The organism is Fibrobacter sp. UWT2, assembly GCF_900142545.1.
Lineage (GTDB): Bacteria > Fibrobacterota > Fibrobacteria > Fibrobacterales > Fibrobacteraceae > Fibrobacter.
Map to the genome: position 1 here is coordinate 1 of NZ_FRBF01000048.1, position 1,351 is coordinate 1,351.

Genomic DNA, 1,351 nt, shown 5'->3' on the forward strand with positions numbered 1-1,351 from the left:
TGCCCGTAGCGCCACTGTTCGCGGATTTCTTGCGCCCTGTTCTGCAGAATCCGGTATTCCTCGAAGATTTGCGCCTGCAACAGCATAAGCCTTGTACGGGCGGCCCTTACGCTGTATTTCTGGGCCGATATGCGGTGTCTTTCGGCAACGCCGCCGAACAGCGGTATGTTTATCTCTATGCCGCCCGCAAGCACGGTCTGGCGCTTGCCCTCGGTCTTGAAGTTCCTCACGGCCTCGCGGGCCTTGTCGTTCCTGCTCCTTATGCCGTAATTGCCCACGAGGTCCACGGTGGGGAGCCAGTCTGCCCGCCTTGCCGAAAGTTCCGATTCGCGGAGCATGACCTCGGCCCCTTGCGATAGGTAGCCCGGGTGCATGAGCGACATGGAATCCAGGAATGTGAGCGAGTCGAGCCTTGCCGCCGAATCGGGGGCAAGGTCCGGGCGCATGGCGATGGGGCGGGGGTCGTGGATGTATTCGCCGGACGACAGCGTGAGCAACAGCGTAAGCCTTGCGCCGCGCAGCTTGTCGAGGGCGTCGAGCCTTGCCGACTCGCGGTCGGAATACTCCGCGACGGCCTTGCTATAGTCAAGGGGCGAAAGCAGACCCTGCTTGAGCCGCTTGCCCGCATCTTCCACGATGTCCTTTGCCACGCGGGCCGATTCCGTCGCCGAAGCCAGGAATCGGTCGGCGTAGTAGTAGTTCCAGTAGGCGTCGCAGAACTTTTCCAGGACATCGTTCAGGGCGTCGCGGTATTTCTGGTAGGCGAGTTCCCTGCGGAGCCTTGCCTGTTCCAGCTCGTTCGTGGCCGAGAAGAACAGCGGGCCGTCCTTGAGGAGGTGCTGGCGCAGCTCACCGCCGAAGTAGAGTTCCGAGGTGTAGTCGCTGTGCGTGTAGGTGGCCTGGTTGAACCCCACGTTATATTCGGTGCCGGTGGGGAGCGCCCCCTGTACGCCTATCTTGTATTCTTCCTTTGTCTCCGTAAACAGTGCGCCGGGCCGTTCGGCGGTCTCCTTGAACGCGCGGCCCACAAGCCTCGGCTCGAACTTGCCGTAGGCCCCCGTGGCCGCCTCGGATTCCGAGAGCCATGCGAACTTCGCTTCCGTCACGTCGGCGTTGTTGGTGAGCACGGCCTGTAGGGCCGTCCCGAAATCCAGGTACAGCGAGTCGCCCCTGTCTTCGGCGGCAAGGGTAGAAACTACAGCCAGGGTGGCGATGATGTTTACGGCGCGGAAACTCATTTAAGCAGGATTTTCCCCGTGACACCCGGCTCGACGGCCAGGTCCGTGTTGTCGAATATGACCTTCACGGTGCGCAGCATGCTGGACTTGTCCACCACGGGCGACACGAACTC

The 1,351-nt window shown here is 61.7% G+C and carries 1 protein-coding gene; it reads right to left on the reverse strand.

The window, feature by feature from the left end; genetic code table 11:
• The coding region (locus BUA40_RS14170) for a TolC family protein (protein ID WP_178299686.1) at positions 1 to 1,028 on the reverse strand (1,028 nt) is incomplete at its 3' end.
• Positions 1,029 to 1,351 lie beyond the last annotated feature (323 nt).